Here is a 25212-nt window from a genome sequence, read left to right as displayed (position 1 = left end):
GAACACATCTTATTCGGTCGCATACACGGCTATCCCTGCTGCTCTTATGCAGTAGTTTCAGGGCGGTACACTGTTCCGGAGTCAGATGTATTTTCATGTTGACTATCCTGATCTTAACCGTCTTGAAAATCAAGCATCTTCAATGATTACGGGTATATGAAGGGAAAGCATTCTGATATCAGCCAGTCGGGCGTTAAATCAGTAAAAATTCCCTACGAAAAGATCCTAACATTAACATTCAGGCTAATTAATCTGTTTAACCTATCAATTATTTTTTTTGATTGCCGCACTTAAACTACCGTCTGGATAGATGGTGATTGGCCTGTACACCCAAGAATGTCTGGAGATCTGCACTCAGATGCTCTACCGAAAGGGGGTCATTGAGGTTGAAGTAAGTTTACGTCTGGTGTTCAAGCGCTGGGGGCCATGATCGAATCCGCTTTAAAGGAGGCTTCTATTTAGTTATCAAGCATGTTTATGACATAAAAAGCCCCGTCGAGCATCATGGTGAACAGGACGTCACAATATCGCCTTATCCGGGAGCGATAAGTGCTAGGTTGTGTTGTTTCCCGGGCCCGTTTTGCGCGTGAAGTAAGCCCTGGATATTGGATCTCTGAGCGCCTCAAGGCTGACAGGAACTGTAGTGGTCAACTAAAACTGGCCACCGCTTTAGAGTTTTTCCAGTATCGATTTTCTGATTCGTTTGGGGGTAACCCACCGTTATAGTCATGCGGCCTTAGCGAGCTGTAATACCCGACGATATAGTCTGTGATCGCATGAGCAGCTTCGCTAAAGTTTATATAACCTGCCACTGGCACCCACTCGTTTTTAAGACTTCTGAAGAAGCGCTCCATCGGGCTGTTGTCCCAACAGTTTCCACGTCGACTTATACTCTGCCTGATCCGGCAACGCCACAGTAACTGCCGGAACTGCCTGCTTGTATAGTGGCTGCCCTGGTCACTGTGGAACATCACTCCGGCTGGTTTACCGCGAGCTTCCCACGCCATTTGCAGCGCTTTGATAGTCAGATTGCTGTCCGGTGAGAATGACATTGCCCAGCCCACAGGTTTCCTTGCGAACAGATCGAGAACAACAGCAAGGTAAGCCCAACGCTTGCCTGTCCAGATGTACGCCACATCGCCGCACCACACCTGGTTAGGTTCAGTCACTGCGAACTGTCGCTCAAGGCGATTCGGGATAGCGATGTGTTCATGACCACCACGTTTATACCGGTGGGTAGGCTGCTGACAACTCACCAGCCTCAGTTCTTTCATGAGCCGGCCGGCAAGCCAGCGTCCCATTCTAAAGCCTCTCAGGGTTGCCATAATGGCGATACTTCTTGCGCCAGCAGAGCCATGGCTGATGTTATGCAGCTCTCGAACCTGACTGCGTAACATAGCTCGCCAACCGTCTGGCTTTTCGGAGCTTTTTTCCCCAGTATTTGTAGCTACTGCGATGAACTCCGAATACGTGGCAGAAGGTGACCACAGGATACTGCTCTCTGAGTTTCCCGATTAACGAGAACTGTTCAGGGAGTCTGACATCAAGAGCGCGGTTGTAGATTCAATTGGTCAACGCAACAGTTATGTGAAAACATGGGGTTGCGGAGGTTTTTTGAATGAGACGAACATTTACAGCAGAGGAAAAAGCCTCTGTTTTTGAACTATGGAAGAACGGAACAGGCTTCAGTGAAATAGCGAATATCCTGGGTTCAAAACCCGGAACGATCTTCACTATGTTAAGGGATACTGGCGGCATAAAACCCCATGAGCGTAAGCGGGCTGTAGCTCACCTGACACTGTCTGAGCGCGAGGAGATACGAGCTGGTTTGTCAGCCAAAATGAGCATTCGTGCGATAGCTACTGCGCTGAATCGCAGTCCTTCGACGATCTCACGTGAAGTTCAGCGTAATCGGGGCAGACGCTATTACAAAGCTGTTGATGCTAATAACCGAGCCAACAGAATGGCGAAAAGGCCAAAACCGTGCTTACTGGATCAAAATTTACCATTGCGAAAGCTTGTTCTGGAAAAGCTGGAGATGAAATGGTCTCCAGAGCAAATATCAGGATGGTTAAGGCGAACAAAACCACGTCAAAAAACGCTGCGAATATCACCTGAGACAATTTATAAAACGCTGTACTTTCGTAGCCGTGAAGCGCTACACCACCTGAATATACAGCATCTGCGACGGTCGCATAGCCTTCGCCATGGCAGGCGTCATACCCGCAAAGGCGAAAGAGGTACGATTAACATAGTGAACGGAACACCAATTCACGAACGTTCCCGAAATATCGATAACAGACGCTCTCTGGGGCATTGGGAGGGCGATTTAGTCTCAGGTACAAAAAACTCTCATATAGCCACACTTGTAGACCGAAAATCACGTTATACGATCATCCTTAGACTCAGGGGCAAAGATTCTGTCTCAGTAAATCAGGCTCTTACCGACAAATTCCTGAGTTTACCGTCAGAACTCAGAAAATCACTGACATGGGACAGAGGAATGGAACTGGCCAGACATCTGGAATTTACTGTCAGCACCGGCGTTAAAGTTTACTTCTGCGATCCTCAGAGTCCTTGGCAGCGGGGAACAAATGAGAACACAAATGGGCTAATTCGGCAGTACTTTCCTAAAAAGACATGTCTTGCCCAATATACTCAACATGAACTAGATCTGGTTGCTGCTCAGCTAAACAACAGACCGAGAAAGACACTGAAGTTCAAAACACCGAAAGAGATAATTGAAAGGGGTGTTGCATTGACAGATTGAATCTACAGCAGCCTTTTTTAATATGTCGTTTTCCATTTCAATGCGTTGTAGCTTTTTCTTTAGCTCACGTATTTCAATCTGTTCCGGGGTTATAGGGGAGGCTTTAGGTATTTTGCCCTGTCGTTCATCCCGCAACTGCTTTACCCATCGCGTTATGGTAGAAAGCCCCACGTCCATAGAACTGGCCGCAGCTGCAACGGTGTAGTTCTGATCAAGGACCAGTTGAGCGGATTTGCGTTTAAACTCTGGACTGAAATTTCTTTTTTTCATTGAGGTACCTGCAATGTTCTGAGGTGAGCATATCATCTCTGTTCAGGTGGACAAATTCAGTAAACCACTACAGCTGCCACCTCTTCCGCTATTATGGAAGAGGTAGCATTTGCTGAAGAGAAAGTGATATCTGCAGAGAACGGATATTTATCACCGGGCAGTATTACTTTTTGCATACTCAAAGGGAGAAATGACGTTTTCTTGATTTGCATCCAGAAAATCAGCCCACCATTGCAGCATCAGTCTGCGTTCGTCCAGAAATTCCGCCTTATGGGTATATGCAGCCCGGACACCATTACGCTCCTGATGGCTCATCTGGCGTTCAACAGCATCTCTCGACCATAATCCTGACTCAATCAACGAACTACAGGCCATTGCCCGGAAGCCGTGACCACAGACATCGACCTTTGTATCGTAGCCCATCAGGCGTAATGCATTATTAACCGTATTTTCACTCATGGGTTTCCAGGGATTGTGGTCGCCAGTGAAAATCAATTCATATTCTCCGCTGATAGTGTGGATCTGTTTCAGAATATTCAGCGCCTGAGAAGAGAGTGGTACCAGATGCTCGGTACGCATTTTTGAGCCGCGATGGGAATACTTGACCCCTTCAATAGGTTTTCGCTCAGGAGGAATGGTCCACATGGCTTTCTTAAAGTCGATCTCAGACCACCTGGCAAAGCGAAGTTCACTGGAACGGATGAAGATGAGCAGTGTAAGTTTAGTTGCCAGTCGGGTGAGAGGTTGACCTCTGTAGGTATCCAGTCGTTCAAGTAGTTCAGAAATGCGATTTAAGGCGAGGGCAGGGCGGTGCTGACGTTTCACCGTGGTTAACGCGCCAGCCATATCCACGGCAGGGTTATAGGTGATAATGCCTGACTGGGCAGCATAGCGCATGATTGCAGTGATACGCTGCTGAAGGCGCGCTGCAATCTCATAAATCTCTTTGGCTTCGGCTGCCTTTACTGGAACAAGTAAATCGGGAGTTCTGAGGGTGGTAATGTCACGTGAACCGATAAAGGGAAACACATGAGTTTCTAGGCTTTTCAGTATCTTCTCACTATGTGAGGCTGACCATTTTTTGTTGCTCTTATGCCACTGCCTCGCGAGGCCTTCAAATGTCTGAGCTGTTTCGGGTACCGACTTTTTGATTCGTTTCTGTTCGCACGGGTCAGTTCCTTCAGCTATCTGCTTTCTCGCCGCATCGCGTTTTTCCCTTGCTTCTGATAACGAGACTTCAGGATAGACACCCAGGGCGAGCGTTTTCTCTTTGCCCAGAAACCGGTAGCGGAGTCGCCAGTAGCGCGAGCCGTTAGGGTGAACGAGCAAAAACATGTTGCCGCTGTCGGCAAGTTTATAAGGTTTTTCATCCGGTTTAGCTGCACGGATTTTAGCGTCAGTGAGCGCCATTGGCGGTATCTCCTGATAGTAAAAGGGGCATAAATTTTATCGAATCAGACTATACCCTCAGTTGTACCCTCGCAAGGGGCTTGATGCGGGTAGAAGTTGATTGAGCTGGGTGGAGTTAATGGATTGAAGAGGTGTTGATTTCTGCGGGATTAGAATGCAAAAACGGACCTCCGTGGAGGTCCGTTGATATGAATTTGGTGCCCGGACTCGGAATCGAACCAAGGACACGGGGATTTTCAATCCCCTGCTCTACCGACTGAGCTATCCGGGCAACGAGGCGTATTAAACTGGATCTGCGGCTTGGCGTCAACGTAATTTCTTCATTCCTTTGTTCAGTTGCCTAATGTTTCGGCACTTTGGTTTTTTTGCATGAAATTTATGCGGTGTTGAAGATATCGTCGTTCTATCTTCAAGAGTGACTAAGCGATATGGTTCAAGTTCATTGATGTTGCTTGCTTAGCCCTTAATAAGATGCTTTTTGATTTTCACTGAGTTTATTTCAAAGGTTACATTAAATTACAAATGCACTATTTAAGTGTGACGAGGAGTTCGTTGTTATTACGTTTAAAAATGTCATATGACTTTTAGCTAATAAATTACTTATATTAGATATTGTTTATAGGTTTTTTGTTGATTTGATATCCTATTACTATATTTGTTTCGCTTGTTGTTTATTATTGGTGTATTTGAATAATCCTTATTAAACATATGATTGGGTTACTTTTTCAAATAACTACTTGAGTAAATATCAGTCTATTGTAATGAAGCTTAAACAGCTTTCATTGGATGTAAACTATTTTTTCCTTAAAGCGTCATTCGTGTTTTACAGCGAGTGCGTTTAATTTCTGTGTATTGACATTATTCATGCTGAATATATAACTTAAGCACTGTGATTGAGAGGTTGTCCAATTTAATGGGTTAGCCTCATAGCCGAATAATATAAATTAAAGCAGGTATATTAATTATGAAACGTATTCTTACAGCAACCGCACTTTCTCTTGCCATGATGTCTACTTTTACTTGGGCTGCTGATGGCGCAACCACAGCGCCAGCGGCAACGACCACCGTGAGCGCTAATGTGCTCACTGCTCAGCAGGCCAAAGAAGTCGCTAAGGTCGCTCAACAAGGCTTTAACGCCATGCGTGATGTACAATATGCTCGCGTTTCATTATTCCGCGGATATCCAGATGTGGCGCAAAAATTAGTCGATCAGGCGCAAACCCTATTATCTGATGACAGCACCAACTGGAAAGATTTTATTAAAACCGATAAGAAAACTCCGCTGGCTGGTGATAACTACGTAGTTATTAATGCCTCTATTTCTTTGGCTGAGGATTTTGTGGCAACGCCTGAAAAACAAAAAGCGATTGATAGTGCTAATGCCAAATTCAAGAAAGGCGACCACAAAGGCGCAATGGAAGAACTGCGCTTGGCAGGCGTTGGTGTAACGGAAACTCAATATCTGATGCCGCTGAAACAAACCCAGCAGGCTGTTAAGAAAGCGCAGCAGTTGCTGAAAGAGGGTAAATACTATGAAGCGAACTTGGCTCTGAAAGGCGCTGAAGAGGGGATTATTACCGATAGCGTTTCTTTAGTTGATGCTAATTAATCTCTCTATGAGTTAATTGATAAGTTCTATTTCCTACCTTCGATAAACCACCCTTTGGGGTGGTTTATTCATTGATATTGTAATAAATACTGCGCCTTAACCTAAAGCACCATTTCGGCGGCAGCGCGCAATTTGCAGAATATCTTCGGCTAAGCGGCGTGCGGTTTCCACATCGTGCAGTTGGCGTTTTACCAGCAAACGACTTAAACAGCCTTCCAATACCAGCTCCATCTGATGAGCGACCATTTCAGGATCGTCCATATCAATATCTTGCAGCAGCGCAAGCGTGAACGCGTAAGAGGCCGCTTTCTGTTGCTCGGCGAGCAGGTGGATTGGATGATCGTCTTCAGGGAAAAAACTGCAGGCGGCGATAAACAGGCAGCCGGGATAGCGCTGTTGCTGCACATATTCGGCCAGCACGTGGTAACGCGCCAAGATTTTATCCCGAGCTGAAAGGGTTTCGTCTAACAGCAGCTGGCGGCGCCATGTGTCTATCTGCTGTGCATGGTAGCGCAGACTGTCATAAAGCAGGGCTTCACGATCCGGCCAAAAACGAATTAGCTCTTCCTTTGAAATATCGAGCTGGGGAGCCAGCTTATCCAAGGTCGTGGTTGCTAGTCCTTGTTGTTCCAGCAGGCCAAGTACCTGGCTGAGCACGAGTTCTCGTTGCACGTGATCCTCCTGTCTTATGTGCGGATCTTTCACGATCGGATCCTCAGTGTCGTTGATGGTTAGCGATTGTGCAAATGCGCTGTGAATTCCTTTGCGTTCATAAAACCGGTGACGCGCAGCTGTGGTTGCTCTTGTGCCTGCGCGTTGTAGAACAAAATGGTTGGCAGCCCTAATACGTTTAAATGCTTGAGCAGAGCGGCATGCTCTGCGCTGTTCGCCGTAACGTCTGCCTGTAAGAGCACGGTATCCGCAAGCTGCTGGCGTACCATTGGATCGCTGAAGGTGTATTTTTCAAACTCTTTGCAGGCCACACACCAGTCAGCATACAGGTCTAACATGACAGGTTTTTTCTCTGCTTTCGCCTGTAGTAGGGCGTGATCCAGCTCTGCAATAGTATTCACTTTTTGGAACGGTAGATGAGCAATGGTTGCTTGTGATGTATTTCCAAATGCCCAATCTTGCAGTGGACGTGAACAAACCAGCGCCAAACCTAGCATCACAATTTGCATGATGCGCGCGAGGCGATGAGAAGACTTCAAGCTCAGTGCGAATGCCCATCCGAAGAAGGCAACGCCCAGTAGCGACCAGAGCCGTAATCCCCACTCATCACCCAGAATGCGCTCCAGTAAGAATACCGGCAGCGCGAGGATTACGAATCCAAACGCCTCTTTGACGTACTGCATCCATGGCCCACTTCGCGGTAGCAGGCGATTGCCGAAAGTGGTTACCAAGATCAGCGGAATGCCCATTCCGAGCGCATAAAGGTATAGCGTGCCGCCGCCAGCGGCCATATTACCGCTTTGTGCAATGTACAACAGAATCGCGCTGAGCGGCGCGGTGGTGCAGGGGGAGCATATCAGCCCTGCGAGTGCGCCCATGACGAATACGCCAATCAGTGAACCGCTGCGTTGCTGGTTGCTCCAGAGCGTGAGGCGCGTCTGAACCGAAGAAGGTAGCTGTAACGTAAACAGACCAAACATCGACAGCGCTAGCAACACGAATAAAATCGATAGCCCAATCAATACATAGGGGTGTTGGAACGCGGCTTGGAACTGCAATCCCGCGGCGGCGACCACCATCCCTAGCAGCGTATAAGTCACCGCCATGCCTTGTACATAAACGAGCGACAATACAAAAATTCGGCGATAGCTTTGCTGGCGATCCTGTCCAAGAATAATGGCAGATATCAGCGGATACATCGGCAAGATGCAGGGCGTAAAGGCAATGCCGATCCCAATGAGAAGCGCCCACAGCGGCGAGAACGGCAGCGCGGGGGCAGACTCCGTGTTAGGCGCTATATCTTGAACCGCCTCGCTAGTTGCCTGCGCGGTAACTGAATCTAAGGGGATGGTTTTGGTTTCAGGCGGATAGCAGAAACCCGCTTCGGCGCAGCCCTGATAGGTTACAACCAGCGTGGCATTTTGATCGGCGTTTTGTAGGCGCAGATTGAGCGTTAGGTCGTTTTTAAAAATAGCGGTTTTGCCGTAAAACTCATCATGGTGATCTAGACCTTCAGGCAGCGTAAACGGCGCGATTTTGGCCTGATGAGGCTCTATTTTTATCTGCTGGCGATAGAGGTAGTACCCCGGCTTGATTTGCCAGTTTAGGTCGAGCTTATGCTCTTGCTGCTTGAAATCGAACGTGAAGGCCTGATCGACCGGCACAAACTGCGTTTTGCTAGAAAATAGCGATGCCTGTGCCGGAAGCAGAGTACAGATAAACAGAAAAACTAGCGTAAAGAAGCGTTGAGCCATGACAGGTAATCTTTATCTCCCGCGTGAACCGGTAAGACTAAAAGTTCAGGGGTTTGGTATGGATGATGTTGTTTCAGAAAGCGGAGTAGGGCTTCCTGATGTGAACGTTCGCTTTTCAAAATCATTTGAACTTCGTATTCCTGCTCCAGCTTTCCTTCCCAATAGTACATGGAAGATGCGCCGGGCAGCAGGGTGACGCAGGCCGCGAGTTTTTCACTCAATGCTAGCGAAGCTAACTGCTGAGCACAGGCTTCGTCGGGCGCAGTACAGAGCACGACGATGGCATCGGTAACGTTATCGGGTAGTGGCTTTTCAGTCTCTGACATCTGATCTAAACCTCTCCGTGGATGATTTTGAATCAACACTATACCTTGTGTGAGTGAAAATTGTCAGCAACGCAGAAATCGCGAGCTCAGAATAAGAAAAGGACGCCGAAGCGTCCTTTTTGTACTTAGAGCGAGGAAGGCTTAGAGCATAATGCTTCCCAGCACGAAGCCGAAGATAACAGACAGTGCTACGCCGATAGTACCTGGGATGAAGAACGGATGGTTAAAGACCAGTTTACCGATACGAGTTGTACCGGTGTCATCCATCTGTACCGCCGCAACCAGAGTTGGGTAGGTAGGCAGAATGAACAGGCCAGACACCGCGGCGAAAGATGCGACTGCGGTCAGAGGAGAAACGTTCAGCGCCAGTGCCATTGGCATCAGAGCTTTAGCCGTTGCAGCCTGAGAGTACAGCAGGGCAGAAGCGAAGAAGAAGATAACCGCTAACAGCCAAGGGTGAGACTGAATGACGGTGCCCGCAGTTTCTTTGATCCAATCAAGGTTTGCTTGAACGAAAGTATCGCCCAACCAAGCCACACCCAGAATACAGATACATGCGCTCATACCTGCTTTGAAGGTGCTGGAGTTCAGAATACTGTCAGTTTCAACGCGGCACAGGATAGTGGTCAGCGTTGCAACGCTCAGCATGATGATCAGAATCGCGTTGGTGGTGTTCATCAGTGGTTTTTCAACTAAACCGAGGCTTGGGCTGTTGATGATTGCATAGCAAACGACGCACACAACGCCCAGCAGGAACAACCATACAGAGCTTTTTGCACGAGGTTTGATAACCACTTGCTTGTTGCCACGCAGTTCAATCAGGCCTTCAGCCAAACGTTTCTGATAAACAGGATCGTCAGACAGTTTGGAGTCAAAGCACCAAGATACGATGAGTGACATAACTAATACAGCCAAGAACGTTGATGGAATCACAACCATCAGCAGATGGATATAGCTGATGCCGTGGCCTTCCATCACAGAAGACATATAAACCACTGCGGCTGAAATTGGAGACGCGGTAATGGCAATCTGAGCAGAAACAACGGCGGTAGAAAGTGGGCGGCATGGCTTGATACCTTGCTCTTTCGCCACTTCAGCGATAACTGGCAGTGCAGACAGGGAAATATTACCGGTACCTGCAAAGATGGTCAGAAAATAGGTCACAATCGGTGCAAGGATCGTGATGTATTTTGGATTCTTACGCAGAAGTTTTTCAGTTTGATGAACTAAATAATCCATACCACCGGCAACCTGCATTGCAGAGATTGCGGCGATAACGGCCATGATAATTGAAATAACGTCGAATGGAATATTGCCTGGTTTAACACCGATCATGGCAAGGACTAAAACCCCTAAACCACCGGCGAATCCTATTCCGATGCCCCCCAGTCTGGCACCTAAGAATATGGCGAGCAGTACGATCACCAGCTCCAAAACTAACATAGTGTTTCTCCTCAAGATGTAACGATAATATTCCTTTTGTCTTTGAAGCTGCCGCGTGGATTAAGCATATATTCTGAGGTTCATACTCTCGTAGGAGACTCAGAGTTTCTTTACTCATCATTCACTGCAACACAATGACATCGGGTGTAATTCTTTTTTTAAGTATGTTGGTCGCAATAAAAAGGCACGGCTGACCAAGGGACAGACGTGCCTGATATCAACTAGCGAACTTTATTATTGTTCGCTTTCGTCAGTATAACGTTTTGCTTTATAAGCAGGGTGCATCAGGTTCTCTACAGAGAAGATGTCGTCCAGTTCCGCTTCGGTCAGCAGACCGCGTTCTAGAACAACTTCACGCACGTTTTTACCTGTTTCGGCACAGATTTTACCAACGATATCACCGTTGTGGTGGCCGATAAATGGATTCAGGTAAGTTACGATACCGATAGAGTTAAATACATAGCTTTCACAAACTTCTTTGTTTGCGGTAATGCCGTTGATGCATTTTTCCAGCAGGTTGTAGCAACCGTTAGTCAGGATAGAGATGGATTCAAACATCGCCTGACCAATGACTGGCTCCATTACGTTCAACTGCAATTGGCCTGCTTCAGCAGCCATGGTGACGGTGGTGTCGTTACCGATGACTTTGAAGCACAGTTGGTTAACCACTTCAGGAACCACTGGGTTTACTTTAGCTGGCATGATTGAAGAACCAGCCTGCAGTTCTGGCAGGTTGATTTCGTTCAAACCGGTACGTGGACCAGAAGACAGCAAACGCAGGTCGTTACAGATTTTAGACAGTTTAACCGCCAGACGTTTCAGAGCACCGTGAACCATCACGTATGCGCCGCAGTCAGAGGTCGCTTCGATCAGGTCTTCTGCGACAGAGTGTTGCAGGCCGCTAACTTCAGACAGTTTCTGCACAGCTAACTGAGAGTAACCTTCTGGCGTATTCAGACCAGTACCGATAGCGGTCGCGCCCAAGTTAACTTCCAGCAGCAGCTCAGAGGTACGTTGCAGGTTCTTAACTTCTTCTTTCAGCAATACGCTGTATGCTTTGAATTCCTGACCCAGAGTCATAGGTACCGCATCCTGCAACTGAGTACGACCCATTTTCAGAATGTTTTCGAATTCTTTTGCTTTACGATCGAAGCCTTCGCGCAGCTGGTTGATTGCATCCAGCAGCTTCATGATGGAAGAGTACACAGCGATACGGAAACCGGTAGGGTAGGCATCGTTGGTAGACTGGCATTTGTTCAGGTGATCGTTTGGATTCAGGTATTGATATTCACCTTTCTGGTGACCCATCAGTTCCAGACCGATGTTTGCCAGAACTTCGTTGGTGTTCATATTAACGGAAGTACCTGCACCACCCTGATATACGTCTACAGGGAATTGATCCATGCATTTGCCGTTGTTCAATACTTCGTCACAAGCAAGAATAATGGTATCGGCAATTTTACGCGGAATGGTCTGTAACTCTTTATTTGCGAGCGCAGCAGCTTTTTTAACCATAACCATGCCACGAACAAATTCAGGGATATCGCTGATTTTGTTGTTGCTGATATAAAAGTTTTCAATTGCTCGCAGAGTGTGAACACCATAATAAGCGTCTGCTGGAACTTCACGGGTGCCTAACAGGTCTTCTTCAATACGAATGTTGTTTGACATAAGAACCTTCTTTAATTGATGCCGAATAGTAAACTTGCTAATGGATTTATATCGTTTAGATTTTCAAATTCGAAAGGATCATCCGTCCTCTCTGTTCTGTGGCTGATCATATGCTGCTGGCGTGGAAAAGCATGAACCCAGATCACTATATGGCGCTTCAAGTTTCAGGTGTTTACATATCTGTGATTACTCTCACAGATAAAGAAAATAACCCACAAGAGTTATAGGGTTGAAAACGTATAAAATGCCACCACTTGTCATATATAGACTGTTTTTAGACATATATGCTGTTAAATTTTAACTATCTCAGTTGTTCTTTAATGCAATACTTATCATTAGAAAGCACTGCAATTTAGGAGAAGTATGTTGCGCTGGTTACCGCTCATGTTGGTATTTCTGTTTGTTTATATAGAAATATCTATTTTTATTAAGGTCGCCGCAGTGCTTGGGGTCGCCCTAACATTGTTGCTCGTGGTCCTGACTTCTTGTCTCGGGGCTTCGCTTGTTCGTCATCAGGGAATGAAAACGCTGATGCAGATGCAGCAGAAGATGGCGATGGGGGAAAGCCCAGCGGCAGAAATGGTAAAAAGCGTTTCGTTGGTTATGGCGGGCTTTTTGCTCATCTTGCCCGGCTTTTTCACTGACTTTTTAGGTCTGCTGCTTATTTTGCCTCCGGTGCAAAAACATCTAACGCTCAAGCTATTGCCATATTTCAGATTTTCTCGATCTGGCGGTGGTTTCGCTAGCGGTGATTTTGGTGGATCCCAAGGTGGGAACACCTTTGACGGTGAGTTTGAACGTAAAGATGAGAACCGTCCGCCGTTGGATAATCGTCTCGATCATAAAGACGATAGATACAAAGACGACAAATAAGAGTATTAGTATTTCATTCTTAGCAAAGGCGTGGCACATTTCGGCCGCGCCTTTTCTTTTATTGGCTCTGCCTCGCAGAGGTTGAAGAAAAACACAAATTTTTTACTTATCCCCCCTTGAAGGGGTTGTTGGTTGCCCCAATCTGGTAACCACGAGTCCGAGAGCGGAGGGTGTTCCTCTCGCTTCGGCGTTCAACCCTAAACGATATGGACCTTCTCAAAGGAGAGCTATCAATGAATATTCGCCCATTGCATGACCGTGTAATCGTCAAGCGTAAAGAAGTCGAGTCCAAATCAGCTGGCGGCATCGTTCTGACCGGCTCCGCTGCAGGTAAATCTACCCGTGGCGAAATCGTCGCTGTCGGTAAAGGTCGCATTTTGGAAAATGGCGAAGTGAAGCCGCTGGACGTTAAAGTTGGCGACATCGTTATTTTCAACGATGGTTACGGCGTGAAAGCAGAGAAGATCGACAATGAAGAAGTGTTGATCATGTCCGAAAGCGACATCCTGGCTGTAGTCGAAGCGTAATAATCGCTTCTTTTGACAACGCATAATCTTCTTAACTGAATAAGTTTAAAGGAAAGAACAATGGCAGCTAAAGACGTAAAATTTGGTAGCGACGCACGTGTGAAAATGCTTCGCGGCGTGAACGTACTGGCAGACGCAGTGAAAGTGACCCTGGGCCCTAAAGGCCGTAACGTCGTTCTGGATAAATCTTTCGGTGCGCCGACCATCACTAAAGATGGCGTGTCTGTTGCTCGTGAAATCGAACTGGAAGACAAGTTCGAAAACATGGGTGCGCAGATGGTTAAAGAAGTTGCCTCTAAAGCGAACGACGCTGCAGGTGACGGTACTACCACCGCAACCGTACTGGCTCAGGCTATCGTTAACGAAGGTCTGAAAGCCGTTGCTGCTGGCATGAACCCAATGGATCTGAAACGCGGTATCGACAAAGCTGTCATTGCTGCGGTTGAAGAACTGAAAAAACTGTCTGTGCCTTGCTCTGATTCCACTGCAATCGCTCAGGTAGGTACTATCTCTGCTAACTCCGACGAAACCGTGGGTAAACTGATCGCTGAAGCGATGGAAAAAGTTGGCAAAGAAGGCGTTATCACCGTTGAAGAAGGCACCGGCCTGCAAGACGAGCTGGACGTGGTTGAAGGTATGCAGTTCGATCGTGGCTACCTGTCTCCATACTTCATCAACAAGCCAGAAACTGGTTCTATCGAACTGGAAAGCCCGTTCATCCTGCTGGCTGACAAAAAAATCTCCAACATCCGCGAAATGCTGCCAGTGCTGGAAGCCGTTGCTAAAGCAGGCAAACCACTGCTGATTATCGCTGAAGACGTTGAAGGCGAAGCGTTGGCAACGTTGGTGGTTAACACCATGCGTGGCATCGTGAAAGTGGCTGCGGTTAAAGCTCCAGGCTTCGGCGACCGTCGTAAAGCTATGCTGCAAGACATCGCAACGCTGACTGGCGGTACCGTAATTTCTGAAGAAATCGGTATGGAGCTGGAAAAAGCAACTCTGGAAGATCTGGGTCAGGCTAAACGTATCGTTATCAACAAAGACACCACTATCATCATCGATGGTATCGGTGACGAAGCTGCGATTCAGGGCCGTGTTGGTCAGATCCGTAAGCAGATCGAAGATGCAACTTCTGACTACGACCGTGAAAAACTGCAAGAGCGCGTAGCTAAACTGGCTGGCGGCGTTGCAGTTATCAAAGTCGGTGCTGCTACCGAAGTTGAAATGAAAGAGAAGAAAGCACGCGTAGAAGACGCCCTGCACGCAACTCGCGCAGCGGTAGAAGAAGGCGTGGTTGCTGGTGGTGGTGTTGCCCTGATCCGTGTTGCTGGCAAAATCGCTGGCCTGAAAGGCGCTAACGAAGACCAGAACGTGGGTATCAAAGTTGCGCTGCGCGCAATGGAAGCTCCTCTGCGTCAGATCGTTATCAACGCTGGTGAAGAAGCCTCTGTTATCGCCAACAACGTGAAAGCGGGCGAAGGCAGCTACGGTTATAACGCTTACTCTGAAGAGTACGGCGATATGATCGAAATGGGTATCTTGGATCCAACCAAAGTTACTCGTTCTGCTCTGCAGTACGCAGCGTCTATCGCTGGCCTGATGATTACTACCGAATGTATGGTTACCGATCTGCGTGATGATAAAGCAGATATGGGGGCCGCTGGTGGTATGGGCGGAATGGGCGGCATGGGCGGCATGATGTAATTTCCTTTGTCGCTGAAGCCGTTGAGTTTTTGAATTGGCAATCAGTGACACGGGTTATGGCATAGCCATCCTAACGTTCTAAATAAAACCCTCGCTTCGGCGGGGGTTTTGTTTTTTTATAAGCGTAATTTCCTGATTCTGGTAATATTCGGACGTGACTTTCTACACATCAATGGGGAAGAAGATGCGGATTAAAGGTTTATTGGGCCTGACGGCAGTGATGCTGTTGGCTGGCTGTAGCTCGACGACGCAGCTGGACACCGCAGGTCAGCAAATTAAATTCACCGATACCAAGCCAGGCACTGAATGCCAGCTGTTGGGCGAAGTAACGGGTTCTCAAAGCAACTGGATGTCTGGTCAGGGCGGCGAGTCTAGCTCAATGCGCGGCGCAGCAAATGATTTACGTAATAAAGCCGCAGCGATGGGTGGCAACGTTATCTACGGCGCAGTGAGCCCAAGCGAGAACTTCTGGTCTAGCTTTGCACCGCTCGACAGTAAGATGAGCGGACAAGTGTATAAATGCCCTAACTGATCGATGGGTGTTGAAACACAAAAAAACCGAAGATAAATACTTCGGTTTTTTATTGGCTGAAAAATAAAACTAGCAACCTAAAATCACTTCCCCGCGCGCCGCGTTCAGGGTTATTTTTTGTCCTTCCTGCGCCTGTTTCAAACTATCACCCACGCCAACAATCATCGGGATACCCATGGCATTCGCTAAAATAGCGGCATGGGACAGGGCGTTGCCTTGGGTGAGCACGATGCCAAGAACCAAACGGCGGTCGAGCATAATGGCATCTGAAGGCATCAGTTCACGCGCTAATATAATGGACGGTACGCTCGGGTTCTGTATTTCCTGAGTTTCGCCCGCCAGATGGAGCAACGTGCGCTGCAAAATATCCCGAATGTCTAATTCACGCGCTTGCAGGTATTCGTCATCTAATTCTCGGTATGCATCCGCCATCTCAGTTAACTCAGCCTGCCAAGCCGTTTCGGCACTGCATAGCTGGCTCGCAATGCGATCAAAGGCGGAGTGTTGCAAGTCGGGATCGTCGATGAGCATACTGTGCGCGCCGAAGATCCCCGCGTGCTGTTTGCCGAGCAGCTGGTTAGTGCGATCCGCAAGACGGTTGAGATCCTGCAAAGTTTTAGCAATGGCCTGACGTAACCGCTGCTGTTCGATCTCCACGCGATCCGACAAAATTGTGCGATTGGGCACATCGATATCCTGCGTGGGCAGGACAAACGCGGGTGCGCTAACCTGCGTATCCATCACTGATTTGCCTTGCAGCGTCAAGCCACCGCTGATATCGGATGTAATAATTTCACCGAAGTTTGTCTGTGCCAGTTGTTTAAACGCGGCCAAGGCTTCTTTTGCCTGCGTACCCTTGGCGACTAGGCGGATCTCATCACCTTTCCGCACCTGTAATAACGCCAGCTGGTTAAGGCTGCGCGGATCGGCATGGCGATTTCCTTTTACCTCATCGATCTTATACAGCACCAGTTCGGCATCAAAAGACGCTAAGGCGTTAGCGAGCTTAGCGGCGGGGCGAACGTGTAATCCATTTGGATTTAACACGTTCCAATTGACGCCCTGCTCGTCGCAAGATAGCGGAGCAGCCTGATTAGGTGCTGGAGCATGAGTAGGCTCTTGTTCACCGAGCTGGGCTTTTTTGGCCTGAAGCGCCGATTGGGCTTCGCGTTCGACAGCTTCCAGCGAAGCGCCAGCCGACGCGGCAACGACCGCGGCTAATGTGCCTTCGACGAGAGGGGCGGAACAGGCTTTAACGCGCGAGCTCATTTCAGGATCAAGCAGTTCCAGCGCCGTTTCAGCGCTGAGTAACGCGCTACCGAGATCCATCATGATCAACACGCCAGAAGGATCGAATACTTCCTCGATCGCCTGCATGACTTTAATCGCGTCAGTGCCTATCGGATGATCGGGATCGTCCACCCCAGCGGCAACAGCTAAGCGGCAGCCGTTCTGGATCATTTGGGCGGCGAGTTCTGCTACGCCATCAGCCAGTTTTGCGCTGTGAGATACTACAACGATGTTGACCATAATTTATTCCTAGTGCATTGAACGAAACGCCAACTAGTGGGTGACGGCTGCTAAGGTTTGCATCATCAACCACGCAGAGGTTGCGCCCGGATCTTGATGGCCAATACTGCGCTCGCCCAAATAGCTGGCACGGCCTTTACGAGCCTGCATGGTGATGGTGCTTTCCAATCCTTGACGAGCCGCTTCGACTGCCAAATCTAGCGCCTGTGGTACCGGCAGATCTTTTTGGCTTGAGGCTTCGAGTGATGCCACCACAGGCCACCAAACGTCACACATGGTTTTGTCATTCGGTTCTGCTTTGCCGCGGCTAACCACCCCTTCCACGCCTTCTTTCAGCATTTGAGTGAGTTCGACAAGCGACAGGCTTTGTTTGGCGGCGGTACTTTGCGATGCCCGAATAAAGAAGGTGCCAAAGAGCGGGCCGCTGGCTCCACCTACGCTGGAAAGCAGCGTCATGCCGGTGTTTTTCAGGATGAAACCAATGTCTTTATCGGCGAATGAAGGCAGTTTTTCGACGACTTTATTAAAGCCTCGGTTCATGTTTAAACCGTGGTCGGCGTCGCCGATTTCGGTATCGAGCTGGGTGAGAAAATCTTTTTGTTCGGCAAACACTTCGCCGCAGCGCATGAGCCAGTTAACGATCTGTTGTTTAGTCAGTGACATATTACATTCCCCAACGTAAAGCCGGTGTATTGACGGGTGCATCCCAAAGAGACAGAGTTTCTTGGTCAACTTTCAGCAGCGTGATTGAGATGCCCTGCATATCGAGTGAGGTGCAGTAAGAGCCGATTAACTTACGCTCGATGGTGATGCCTAATTCTGCGCAGCAATGCTGAAGACGATGATAAACGCCGTACAGTTCTGAAAGCGGCGTTGCGCCTAGATTATTGACCAAAGCGATGACGCGATCGCCTTTTTGCAGCGGCTGTTTGGATTGCGTTTGTTCTTTCCATTCACCCGCATTGCGATCCCAAGAACGCAGGGTGCGCTGATATTTTCCATGAGCGAGCAGCGTGGCAAACATCTCATCGACGGTTTGATTGAGCGTGGTAAATTCACGGCGCTCAATGCCGGGTTCGCCGTGGATACCCACACCAAATTCCATCACGTTATCGGGCAGGGTAAAGGACGGTTTTCCTGCCGCAGGAACGGTACAGGCTTGAAGCGCGATCCCAATCGAATGACCTTCGTTGTTGAGCTTATGCCCTAGCTCGACGAGCTGATCGAGAGAGTCACCGCGGGCAGCGGCTGCGCCAAGCAGCTTTTCAATCAGCACCGTATTGGCAACACCGCGGCGACCGGCGGTATACAAACTGTCTTTTACTGCCACATCGTCATCGACCAAAATCGTGCCGACCTGAGTGCCGCTGTCATGCAGCAATTCTGCTGCGGTTTCAAAATTTAAAACGTCACCGGTGTAGTTTTTGATGATCATCAGCACGCCTTTGCCACCATCGATAGCTTGGCCGCATTCATACATCTGATCCGGCGTTGGCGATGTGAAAATCTCACCCGGACACGCACCGTCGAGCATACCTTCGCCGATAAAGCCGCAGTGCATGGGTTCATGGCCGCTACCACCGCCGGAAAGGATACCGACTTTGCCAGCCACGGGGGCGTCGACGCGGGTGACGAAGACGGGTTCTTGGTGAAGCGTTAATTCGGGGTGGGCTTCAACTAATCCGAGAATTTGTTCGTGTAATACGGTTTCGACTTGGTTGATTAGCTTTTTCATTAAAAAGGCTCCGGTGAGATCCGTGTTTGATGTGCCTTATCCCAACCTCCCTCGTTTTTAAGAAACAGGAGGTTGGGGGCGACTAAAAGTATCTACGGTTTATTTCAACCACGCCTGACCCAAACGGTCGGCGGCCAAGATGGCAGCGAACACCTGTTCTGGAGTGACTTTGAACGGCATGTTGTGAATAGTTTCACCTTCGGCGCAGCTGGCTTTGGCTACCGCCATGATTTTTTCTTCTAACTTATCGTCGGCCTTAACGCCCATTTCTTTGAGCGTGACAGGCAGACCTACCTGTAAACAGAAATCGAGCACGGTTTCAATTTGCTCGCTGCTGCTGTTTTGCAGTACGAGCTGAGTCAAAGTACCGAAAGCGACTTTTTCACCGTGATACAGGTGGTGGCACTCTTCCAAAACGGTGAAGCCGTTATGGATTGCATGGGCTGCTGCCAAACCGGAGCTTTCAAAGCCGATGCCGCTCAGGTAAGTGTTGGCTTCAACGATGCGTTCTACTGCGGTGGTAGCCACTCCAGCTTCAACGGCTAGCTTCGCTTTGTAGCCTTCTTCAAGCAGAGTTTCGTAGCACAGGCGCGCCAATGTCACGGCCGCGAGCGTGGATTCACCGCCAGCCATGCTGACCGCGTGGGCGTCGTAACAGGCTTGAGCTTCGAAATAGGTAGAGAGTGCGTCACCCATACCCGCAACCAGTAAGCGCACCGGCGCTTTGGCAATGATGGCGGTGTCCATCACAACCATATCTGGGTTGGTTGGATACATCAGATACTCTTCAAACTCACCCTCTTCACTATAGATGACAGAAAGGGCGCTGGTTGGCGCATCGGTAGAGGCGATGGTTGGCACGACCAGAACAGGGAGTTTTTGATAGAAGGCGATGGCTTTGGCGGTATCCAGCGTTTTCCCGCCGCCAATACCAATCACGCCTTTACAGCCGTGTTTTTTCAGTTCTTCAATCAGGCGATTGATCTCTTTATGGCTACATTCGCCGCCAAACAGGGCGAAGTGACCTTCAACATCGTGCTGTTTTAAGCTGCTGCCGACGGTATCGCCCGCAAGTTTCATCACGAAATCATCAGCGATAATAAAATAATTATTGGCTAACATTTTTGCGTACTGGCCGATAGATTGCAGTGCGTTTGCACCTTGAATGTATTTGGATGGAGACTGGATGACTTTCAACATAATAAAGCTCCTCAATAAATCACTAAGCAATTGGATTAAGACCTAAGCGCATAACTTCCAAACTTCGGAAGCGGGACATTTATTGGTGCTGTTATTTCTCTGCAAATGACTATACGGCGAAAAAAAGGACAAAAAACAAAGCGGGTTTACGTTCCATTTTGAAACTAAGTGGCAGTCTGTTTGTTTCAAAGCGAAACGTGAAAAGAGCATGAAGAGGTGAAAGAGAGACCTATCGCACATTCCTATTTCTGGCTGTGTAAATCACCGTATGAATAGGCTGTTACGCTTTAAATTTAAGCAGCTTTAACCTATGCTAACGGGTATCTGGGACACATAGGCACAATTTTTGTATACCCTTCTTATTTGAAGCTGCTTCTGCGTTGGTTGCTTTCGCAAATCCGAGTCACTTACCGGTGTAAGTTTGTCGGGATTTGCCGCCTTGACGCTGCTCCAACTAATTGGGTTATAACCTAAGCAAGCCTGTGAAATAAGAGGAAATTTACCAATGAAACGGACCAAGAATATTAATCGCGATGCTTTCCGCAAGAGCTGGCGTTTTGCGCCAGTGGCTATTGCCGTAAGCGCCGTGTTCATGCTGGCAGGCTGTGAGAAAACGGACGAAACCGTATCTCTGTATCAAAACGCAGACGACTGTAGCAACGCGAATCCTTCAATGAGCGCTCAGTGCAAAGAGTCATATCAAAATGCGCTGAAAGAAGCGGAAAAAACCGCGCCGAAATATGCGTCGCGTGAAGACTGTATTGCCGAGTTTGGTGAAGGCCAATGTACTCAGGCTCCAGCTCAGGCCGGTATGGCTCCGGGCACTAACGGCGAAGCACAGGCTCAGCCTCAGCAGAGCGGCAGTTTCTGGATGCCTTTGATGGCTGGCTACATGATGGGCCGAATGATGGGCGGTGGTGCATACAACCAACAGCCGCTGTTTAGCTCTAAATCAGCCGCAAGCCCTGCTAATGGTAAATTTGTGGATGCGACCGGTAAAAGCTACGGCCCTGCAACCGCCGGTGGCCGTACCATGAATGTACCGAAAACGGCGATGGCTCCAAAACCAGCAACGACCTCTACCGTAACCCGTGGTGGCTTTGGTGAGAGCGTGGCTAAACAGAGCACTATGCAGCGTAGCAATGCCGCGACCGGAAGCAAATCCGGCACCCGCAGCATGGGTGGCTAAGCATGAAACGTGTACCTATTAGTGAGCGCCCGGACTGGCGCGAAAAAGCCACCGAATACGGTTTCCAATTTCATACCATGTATGGCGAGCCCTACTGGTGTGAAGATGCTTTTTATCAGTTCAGCTTGGCACAGGTTGAAGAGCTAGAAGAAACCACGGCCGAACTGCATCAGATGTGTTTGAAGGTGGTTGAGAAGGTTATCGCCAGCGATGAGCTGATGACGAAATTCCAAATTCCTAAACACGTTTGGGAATTTGTTCGTAGCTCTTGGCGCACCCAGCAGCCTTCTCTGTATTCTCGTTTAGATTTGGCCTATGACGGCGTGAATCCAGCTAAGCTGTTGGAAAACAATGCAGATACGCCAACGTCGCTGTACGAATCGGCGTTCTTCCAATGGATTTGGCTTGAAGATCAGATCGCTGCTGGAAAACTTCCGCAGGATGCAGACCAGTTTAATAGCCTGCAAGAAAAGCTTATCGAACGCTTTACCGAGCTGAGAGAAGCGCACGGTTTCGGTTTGCTGCATATGGCGTGCTGTCAGGATACCGAAGAAGATCGCGGTACTGTTCAGTATCTGCAAGATTGTGCTCATGAAGCAGGTTTAGCCACCGAGTTTGTGTTTATTGAAGACATTGGCTTAGGTGAGCGCGGCCAGTTCACGGATACGCAGGATCAGGTGATTAGCAACCTGTTCAAACTGTATCCGTGGGAATTCATGCTGCGTGAGATTTTCTCCACCAAGTTGGAAGATGCCGGTGTGCGTTGGTTAGAACCCGCATGGAAAAGCATCATTTCTAACAAAGCGTTGCTGCCGATGCTGTGGGAGATGTTCCCTAATCATCCGAACTTGCTGCCAGCCTACTTTGCCGATGGTAACCAGCCAGAGCTCGATCACTACGTGGTTAAACCGCTGTTTTCTCGCGAAGGCGCGAATATCCGCATCGTAGAAAACGGTCAAGAAGTGGCAAGCGTTGATGGTCCTTACGGTGAAGAAGGTATGATCATTCAGCAGTTCCACCCGTTACCAAAATTTGGCGACAGCTATGTGCTGATCGGCAGTTGGCTGGTGAACGATCAGCCAGCGGGGATGGGCATTCGTGAAGATCGTAGCCTGATCACGCAAGATCTGTCGCGTTACTATCCGCATGTGATTGTGGACTGAGTTTAACTATGTGCTGTGTGATATCTGCGAAGCGTTTTGCAGTTATTCGCGCAACTCTGATGTAACGGTAATATACGCGCGATAGATAAGCATTGTTTGGATAGAATCACGGCGGGTGCTTGAGGCTTTTTGCCTGAAGCATGAAATGTGTGGTGAGGTAGAAAGTAAAAGCCCCAGGTCAATTTTCATTAACCTGAGGCAATCCTAACCACATCCAAACAATGTGAGGATAGCCTCTTCAATGCAGCAATGCAATTGGAGGCTTTGATGTCGCGTAAGCTGTTGCTTTATGGATTAATAGTGATGTGTTTTACGCTATTGATCTTTACCTGGATGGTACGTGGTTCGCTGTGCGAGCTACGAATTAAGCAGGGAAAAACAGAGGTTGCCGCGTTCTTAAACTACGAAGATAAGCACGCGTTGTAACGGCAATATGTAACGGCAAAATCAGACTGGGATGGTGCCTAACCTTCCCAGTCTTCTCAAATTGTTTTCATGCATGGTTGGCTCTCAGGCACCCGCTTTATCCCCATCATGACAAGAACCCATCACTCAGGGGATAAGCGTTACCTGTAACTTCTCGCCGTTATGACTTCTTCGCCGCTGATGGTTTTTTACCCGGCGCTTTCTTCACCGTATCGCTCGGTTTATCACCCGGTTCATCTGCGCCTTGTTTCAGCACCACGACCATGTATTTACCCGTTGCACCATCACGATGAACGCCGTGAATATCCGTTTCAAAGCCCGGATAGTGTGCGCCAATTTCACATAGCATCTGCAAGAAGCTCAGAACTGGGCGGCTCTCCTTGGTGAGCATTTCCCCCGGCATAACCACCGGAACACCCGGAGGATACGGCAGGATCATGTTGGCGCTGACTTTTCCTAACATATCATCCAAGGCACATGGCTCAATGTTGCCACGCACTTCTTCTTGGAACGCATCATGCGGCGTCATCACCAGCTTTGGTAACACCTCGAATGCACGATACATCAGGTCTGGCAGATTGTGGTGTTTCACCAGAGCATGAATACCCTGAGCTAACTCCTGAATTCGCATCTCTTTATAGAAATCAGGGGCCTCGTTATAGAGCGATGGCAACACGTTTTTCACGCGCAGGTTGAGGTCATACACGCGTTTGAAATCGGTTAACGCTCGCAACAAGCTCAGCGCCTTGGTTTTATCGATCCCGATACTAAACAGGAATAGCAGGTTATAGGGCCCGGTTTTTTCCACGATGATGCCGTGCTCATCCAGATATTTCGACACGATCGACGCCGGTATCCCTTCCTCTTCCAGCGTGCCATTTGGACTTAAACCTGGGGTCAGCAAAGTCACTTTGATCGGATCAAGATACATATGATCGTTGTCGATGTTCGGGAATCCATGCCATTCATTACGTGGATTGAGCGGCCAGCAAGCAACCTCATCAATGTTATCCGGCTGCCATACGTCAAAGAACCAGCCATCGGATTCTGTGCGTAAGCGGCGGATCTCTTTACGGAAGCGGATCGCTCGTTCAATTGAACCATTAATTAAACGTTTACCGGCGTTGCCCTTCATCATGGCCGCCGCGGTTTCCGTCGACGCCACAATCCCATAATGTGGCGATGTCGAGGTATGCATCATATAGGCTTCGTTGAAGGTTTCTTCATTGATCTCACCCTTCACGTGGATCATCGATGCCTGTGAGAATGCGGCCAGCAGTTTGTGGGTGGACTGGGTTTCGTAGATGATTTTACCCGGCACACGTTCACCGCTCATCCCTGCTTTGCCTTGATAAATCGGATGGAAGTTGGTGTAAGGCACCCATGCCGAATCGAAGTGAATCGACTTAACATCGAGCGTGTTTTTAATGTATTCGGTGTTGTAGAACAGACCGTCATAGGTGGAGTTAGTGACTACCGCATGTACGGGCCATGTGGCATTGGGCGTATTTTTCACTTTCTCTTCGATGCTAGCGCGGGTGAATTCGCTTTGCGGTATCCCGCCCAAAATACCGTAGGCGTTACGGGTTGGGCGCAGATAGACGGGGACAACGTTGCTCATCATCATCAAATGGGTCAATGATTTATGGCAGTTTCGGTCTATCAGGATAGTGGCACCGGCAGGAGATGAATACATGCCGACAATTTTATTCGCCGTAGATGTTCCGTTGGTTACGATATAGCTGCGATCGGCGTTAAACGTGCGTGCAATATACTCTTCAGCGTCACGGTGTGGGCCGCTATGATCGAGCAACGAGCCGAGTTCAGATACGGAAATCGAGATATCCGAACGCATGGTGTTTTCACCAAAGAAATCATAGAACAGGCTACCGACTGGGCTTTTATCGAACGCTGTTCCGCCCATATGCCCCGGCGTACAGAACGTGTATTTCTCTTCTTTGACGTATTTGAACAGCGCCTTGGTCAGCGGTGGAAGAATAGTATCAATATACTGATCGGTGCTTTGGCGGATCTTGGTGGCGATGTCTTGTGCGCTACCCAATGCATATTCAAAGAAGCGAACATTGAGACGCAGGTCGCTCATGTTGACGTCTAGCGTTGAATAGGTGTTGGCGAAGGCATAAATCGGCAGCAGTTTGTTGAGCTCACTGATTTCAGCGCTGAGCTCAAGGTTATATTTATCCCAGTCGAAAATGACGCCACACAGACGGGAGTTGTTTTCAATCAGCTTCAGCAGATCGTTGCGGTCTTTGGGATAAGCAATGCGGAAGCCTTCCTTCTCTAACTCTTGATGCAGCTCGCGCAGGGGTTCTTCCTTAAAATAAGCGCTTAAATCGTTCATGATGGCAATGATATTCATGCAAAACTCTCCAGACTTCTGTGGGCTG

Annotated in this window: 20 protein-coding genes, 1 tRNA gene and 3 pseudogenes; 10 read left to right on the top strand and 14 right to left on the bottom strand. The window is 48.6% G+C overall.

The window, feature by feature from the left end; translation table 11 throughout:
• Positions 1-647 precede the first annotated feature (647 nt).
• Positions 648-1554, bottom strand: a pseudogene (locus DSM2777_RS23450) (IS3 family transposase); the annotation flags it as partial.
• Here DSM2777_RS23450 and DSM2777_RS25070 point away from each other — a divergent pair.
• Both DSM2777_RS25070 and DSM2777_RS23445 read left to right on the top strand, forming a co-directional pair.
• Positions 1542-1622 (top strand): annotated as a pseudogene (locus tag DSM2777_RS25070) (hypothetical protein); the annotation flags it as partial. The pseudogenes DSM2777_RS23450 and DSM2777_RS25070 overlap by 13 nt on opposite strands.
• On the top strand, positions 1619-2770 hold the full coding sequence (locus DSM2777_RS23445) for an IS30-like element IS30 family transposase (RefSeq protein ID WP_001254932.1): 1152 nt from the start codon (positions 1619-1621) through the stop codon (positions 2768-2770). The pseudogene DSM2777_RS25070 and the gene DSM2777_RS23445, both read left to right, overlap by 4 nt.
• A gap of 12 nt (positions 2771-2782) precedes the next feature.
• Here DSM2777_RS23445 and DSM2777_RS24010 read toward each other — a convergent pair.
• The 3 genes and pseudogenes from DSM2777_RS24010 to DSM2777_RS23435 all read right to left on the bottom strand — a co-directional run.
• Positions 2783-3040, bottom strand: a pseudogene (locus tag DSM2777_RS24010) (transposase); the annotation flags it as partial.
• Between the two features lie 150 nt (positions 3041-3190).
• Positions 3191-4450 (bottom strand): tyrosine-type recombinase/integrase, encoded by a 1260-nt coding sequence (locus DSM2777_RS23440; protein ID WP_061555274.1) that lies wholly within the window; start codon positions 4448-4450, stop codon positions 3191-3193.
• A gap of 195 nt (positions 4451-4645) precedes the next feature.
• Positions 4646-4721 (bottom strand) — tRNA-Phe (locus tag DSM2777_RS23435).
• Positions 4722-5414: 693 nt separating this feature from the next.
• On the opposite strand from DSM2777_RS23435, the gene DSM2777_RS23430 reads away from it, so the two are divergent.
• The gene (locus tag DSM2777_RS23430) at positions 5415-6059 is read left to right on the top strand and encodes a YfdX family protein (RefSeq protein WP_061555273.1); all 645 of its coding nucleotides are present in this window, start codon (positions 5415-5417) and stop codon (positions 6057-6059) included.
• Positions 6060-6155: 96 nt separating this feature from the next.
• Here DSM2777_RS23430 and dicD read toward each other — a convergent pair whose 3' ends face one another.
• The 5 genes from dicD to aspA form a co-directional block, all read right to left on the bottom strand.
• A complete protein-coding gene (gene dicD, locus DSM2777_RS23425) occupies positions 6156-6731 on the bottom strand; it encodes a division control transcriptional repressor DicD (RefSeq protein WP_046458229.1) in 576 nt (191 codons plus the stop codon).
• Positions 6732-6790: 59 nt separating this feature from the next.
• Positions 6791-8485 carry a protein-disulfide reductase DsbD gene (locus tag DSM2777_RS23420; RefSeq protein ID WP_061555272.1) on the bottom strand — a complete coding sequence of 565 codons (1695 nt, stop codon included), beginning with the start codon at positions 8483-8485 and terminating at the stop codon, positions 6791-6793.
• Positions 8461-8811, bottom strand: a complete 351-nt coding sequence (cutA, locus tag DSM2777_RS23415; RefSeq protein ID WP_046458227.1) for a divalent cation tolerance protein CutA — start codon at positions 8809-8811, stop codon at positions 8461-8463. Before cutA ends, DSM2777_RS23420 begins: the two co-directional genes overlap by 25 nt.
• A gap of 141 nt (positions 8812-8952) precedes the next feature.
• A complete protein-coding gene (locus DSM2777_RS23410) occupies positions 8953-10254 on the bottom strand; it encodes an anaerobic C4-dicarboxylate transporter (RefSeq protein WP_061555271.1) in 1302 nt (433 codons plus the stop codon).
• A 234-nt stretch (positions 10255-10488) separates the two neighbouring features.
• Positions 10489-11925, bottom strand: coding sequence for an aspartate ammonia-lyase (aspA, locus tag DSM2777_RS23405; RefSeq protein WP_061555270.1), 1437 nt, complete (start codon positions 11923-11925; stop codon positions 10489-10491).
• 366 nt (positions 11926-12291) lie between these two features.
• Here aspA and DSM2777_RS23400 point away from each other — a divergent pair, with 366 nt between their 5' ends.
• From DSM2777_RS23400 to DSM2777_RS23385, 4 genes are all read left to right on the top strand, one after another.
• Positions 12292-12798 carry an FxsA family protein gene (locus DSM2777_RS23400; protein ID WP_174521892.1) on the top strand — a complete coding sequence of 169 codons (507 nt, stop codon included), beginning with the start codon at positions 12292-12294 and terminating at the stop codon, positions 12796-12798.
• A 233-nt stretch (positions 12799-13031) separates the two neighbouring features.
• Entirely contained in the window at positions 13032-13325 is a 294-nt protein-coding gene (locus tag DSM2777_RS23395) for a co-chaperone GroES (protein ID WP_008814807.1), read from the top strand.
• Positions 13326-13385: 60 nt separating this feature from the next.
• Positions 13386-15029, top strand: a complete 1644-nt coding sequence (gene groL / locus DSM2777_RS23390) for a chaperonin GroEL (RefSeq protein ID WP_025798670.1) — start codon at positions 13386-13388, stop codon at positions 15027-15029.
• A gap of 184 nt (positions 15030-15213) precedes the next feature.
• Positions 15214-15561, top strand: a complete 348-nt coding sequence (locus DSM2777_RS23385; RefSeq protein WP_025798672.1) for a DUF4156 domain-containing protein — start codon at positions 15214-15216, stop codon at positions 15559-15561.
• Positions 15562-15630: 69 nt separating this feature from the next.
• On the opposite strand, the gene dhaM is transcribed toward DSM2777_RS23385, so the two are convergent.
• The 4 genes from dhaM to DSM2777_RS23365 form a co-directional block, all read right to left on the bottom strand.
• Positions 15631-17091 (bottom strand): dihydroxyacetone kinase phosphoryl donor subunit DhaM, encoded by a 1461-nt coding sequence (gene dhaM / locus DSM2777_RS23380; protein WP_061555268.1) that lies wholly within the window; start codon positions 17089-17091, stop codon positions 15631-15633.
• 33 nt (positions 17092-17124) lie between these two features.
• A complete protein-coding gene (dhaL, locus tag DSM2777_RS23375; protein WP_046458223.1) occupies positions 17125-17754 on the bottom strand; it encodes a dihydroxyacetone kinase subunit DhaL in 630 nt (209 codons plus the stop codon).
• Between the two features lies 1 nt (position 17755).
• A complete protein-coding gene (gene dhaK / locus DSM2777_RS23370; RefSeq protein ID WP_061555267.1) occupies positions 17756-18826 on the bottom strand; it encodes a dihydroxyacetone kinase subunit DhaK in 1071 nt (356 codons plus the stop codon).
• Positions 18827-18925: 99 nt separating this feature from the next.
• Positions 18926-20026, bottom strand: coding sequence for a glycerol dehydrogenase (locus DSM2777_RS23365; RefSeq protein ID WP_061555266.1), 1101 nt, complete (start codon positions 20024-20026; stop codon positions 18926-18928).
• 505 nt (positions 20027-20531) lie between these two features.
• Here DSM2777_RS23365 and DSM2777_RS23360 point away from each other — a divergent pair.
• From DSM2777_RS23360 to DSM2777_RS24000, 3 genes are all read left to right on the top strand, one after another.
• Positions 20532-21215, top strand: coding sequence for a DUF1190 family protein (locus DSM2777_RS23360; RefSeq protein ID WP_043490623.1), 684 nt, complete (start codon positions 20532-20534; stop codon positions 21213-21215).
• Between the two features lie 2 nt (positions 21216-21217).
• Positions 21218-22378 (top strand): glutathionylspermidine synthase family protein, encoded by a 1161-nt coding sequence (locus DSM2777_RS23355; protein ID WP_061555265.1) that lies wholly within the window; start codon positions 21218-21220, stop codon positions 22376-22378.
• 267 nt (positions 22379-22645) lie between these two features.
• A complete protein-coding gene (locus DSM2777_RS24000; protein WP_025798685.1) occupies positions 22646-22804 on the top strand; it encodes a Hok/Gef family protein in 159 nt (52 codons plus the stop codon).
• A gap of 160 nt (positions 22805-22964) precedes the next feature.
• Here the strand turns inward: DSM2777_RS24000 and cadA are convergent, their stop codons facing one another.
• Positions 22965-25184, bottom strand: a complete 2220-nt coding sequence (gene cadA / locus DSM2777_RS23350; RefSeq protein ID WP_025798687.1) for a lysine decarboxylase — start codon at positions 25182-25184, stop codon at positions 22965-22967.
• Between the last annotated feature and the right edge of the window lie 28 nt (positions 25185-25212).

The organism is Obesumbacterium proteus (genome assembly GCF_001586165.1).
Lineage (GTDB): Bacteria > Pseudomonadota > Gammaproteobacteria > Enterobacterales > Enterobacteriaceae > Hafnia > Hafnia protea.
The sequence above is the reverse complement of the archived record's forward strand: the minus strand, read 5'-3'. Positions and strand labels throughout refer to the sequence as shown.